Annotated in this window: 1 protein-coding gene and 1 pseudogene; both read left to right on the top strand. The window is 45.9% G+C overall.

The genetic code is table 11. The features are described 5' to 3' along the window. Nucleotides 1-193: pseudogene (locus tag LUQ50_RS10180) on the top strand (hypothetical protein); the annotation flags it as partial. Next, nucleotides 190-2,157, top strand: coding sequence for a putative cobaltochelatase (locus LUQ50_RS10175; RefSeq protein ID WP_367278986.1), 1,968 nt, complete (start codon nt 190-192; stop codon nt 2,155-2,157). The pseudogene LUQ50_RS10180 and the gene LUQ50_RS10175, both read left to right, overlap by 4 nt. Nucleotides 2,158-2,660 lie beyond the last annotated feature (503 nt).

Raw genomic sequence — 2,660 nt, 5'->3', positions numbered from 1 at the left:
TGCATACCATGGGAGAACAGAAGTCATCCAAGAGGATGTTCGTGAAGCGGCAACTCTGGTTCTCTCACACAGGATGCGGAGAAAACCATTTTCAGAGCAGCAGATGGATACAGCGAAAGTGGAGCAATCGATCCAGAAGATTCAACATACCCACGATCATCAGCACCTTCATGCTCATCTCCGTACTCAATGATCCCGGGGAATACTGGTATGCATCATTTCGATGAAATTTACCCATTTTCGGCGATAGTAGGGCAGGAGCTGATGAAAAAGGCCCTGCTTCTCAATGCAATTAACCCTCGTATCGGCGGCGTTCTGATCAAAGGAGAGAAAGGAACGGCTAAGTCCACGGCAGCACGGGCTCTGGCCCATCTTCTTCCAGAACAGGATGTCGTTGACGGATGCATCTTCGGATGTGATCCTGCTGATCCAACAACATTCTGCGAGGAGTGCCAGAAAAAGGGGGGTCAACTCATCTCAACAAGAAAAAAGATGAGAGTTGTCGAACTCCCAATCAGTGCAACAGAAGATAAAGTAATTGGAAGCCTTGATATCGAATACGCATTACAGAAAGGTGAGAAGAAGTTCGAACCAGGTGTTCTGGCAAAAGCAAACAGAAACATTCTGTATGTTGATGAAGTCAACCTGCTCAGCGATCATATTGTGGACGTGCTTCTTGATGCCGCTGCAATGGGAGTCAATGTCATCGAGAGGGAAGGAGTATCGTTTGAACATCCTGCTTCATTTATTTTGATCGGGACAATGAACCCGGAGGAGGGTGATCTTCGTCCACAACTCCTTGACAGATTCGGACTTTGTGTTGATATAGAAGGGATAGACGATATTGATACCCGCGTTGAAGTGATCAATCGTCGCAGGAGGTATGAACGCCACCCCCTGGAGTTTATCGGTGAATTCGGAGAAGAAGAAGATGAACTCAGAACACGAATCACCAGGGCACAGGGACTGCTCTCTTTGGTAACCATCTCTGATGAGATGCTCTACATGATCGCTCAGATCTGCATGGATGCGGCTGTTGACGGGCATCGGGCTGACATTATCATGATGAAAACAGCGAAGACCATTGCGTCATTCAACGCAAGAGTTGAGGTTACCGAGGATGATGTGCGGGAGGCAGCAGAACTGGTCCTCTCTCACCGAATGCGAAGCCAACCCTTCTCTGATCAGCAAATGGACAAGGATAAGATTGAGGAGTCTATCCAGAAATCACAACAGGAACGCCAGCAACCCGAGCAGAAGGAAGAACAGACAGAGCAGGATCAAAAACCCCAGGAGAATACGACGCCTGATGGATCCACGACAACCCAGTTTGCAGAAGGATCACCATTTAAAGTGAGTCAGAAGCCACTCGCTCAGCCCAGGCGGATTGATTCATTTAAACGGGATGGGAGTGGTCGCAGAAGTGTGACTGAGTCACGGGACGGGAAGTATGTCAGAAGTCGGATTCCGGATCGGCTCACTGCTGATATCGCGCTTGATGCAACAATCCGGGCAGCTGCTCCCCATCAGAAAGGAAGGAATGGGGATCTGGCGGTGAAGATTGAGACTTCTGATATCCGTGAGAAGGTACGGGAACGGAAGATGGGAAATACCGTTCTTTTTGTGGTCGATGCCAGCGGGAGTATGGGAGCCCAGCAGCGGATGACTGCCGTGAAAGGAGCGATCTTATCGTTGCTCATAGATGCTTACCAGAAACGGGACCGGGTAGGACTGGTTGTATTCCGTGGCTCAGGTGCAGAGGTGCTCCTACCCCCGACATCCAGTGTAGAACTTGCACGGAAATGTATGCAGAGCCTTCCAGTGGGGGGGAAAACTCCTCTTGCCTCCGGACTTTCAAAAGGCTTTGAGGTTCTACTCAGGGAGAAGATGATCAATGCACATACAATTCCCCGTATGATCCTGATCTCGGATGGGAAAGCAAACGTGAGCATGGGTTCAGGATCTCCGCTCGATGATGTGACAGAAGTGGCATCCCATATCAGGGATTCAAAAATTCCCTCAATGGTGATCGATACAGAGCAGAGTTATATCGCATTCGGGCTTGCGCATAAGATCTCTGATGCGATGGGTGCCAAGTATCTGAAATTAGAGGATATAAAGGCAGATACCATTGCTGACGCGGTAAAAGGTATTTAAGGAAAATGGGTGATTGATAATTTAGGTAATTATTTAAAACCTGAATTATCTATCATTTTGTCATACAAAGGATTTTTCATATGTTGATTATTATGAGAATAATCATGCCATTGTTTTGAAACTGATACACACAAAAAAGATATGCACCATCCAGTTTCAAAATAACAATTTAAAGCCTCAAAATATCACGAACTCTAGTATGGAGCTGTGAAGTTGGTAATTTCCTTAAAAACAGAATATAAAATAAATATCTATTATTACTTGTTCTAGCAAAAATATGAGTGAAGTCGGTCATTAATGGATAATTTTAATAATGGCTAAAAATAAAAGAGAATCTAATGGTGCCATTTTAATAGTCGCTCAAGGTACGACCATGTCTGAAGGGAAAACTGTTGTTACCCGCTGCATGGAATTGATGAAAACCAGGTATCCAAAAGCAGAGGTCAGGTTTTCGTATACTTCTGATATTGTTCGGGAAGTATTATCCGGCTCTGATGAGAGAG

This window comes from Methanospirillum sp., assembly GCF_028679455.1.
Taxonomy (GTDB): Archaea; Halobacteriota; Methanomicrobia; order Methanomicrobiales; family Methanospirillaceae; genus Methanospirillum.
This window is presented reverse-complemented; position numbering and strand designations above follow the sequence as displayed.

What these genes read in the sequence shown, in the direction of transcription:
- LUQ50_RS10175 (WP_367278986.1), top strand. Translation starts at nt 190, where the DNA reads ATGATCCCGGGGAATACTGGTATGCATCATTTCGATGAAATTTACCCA.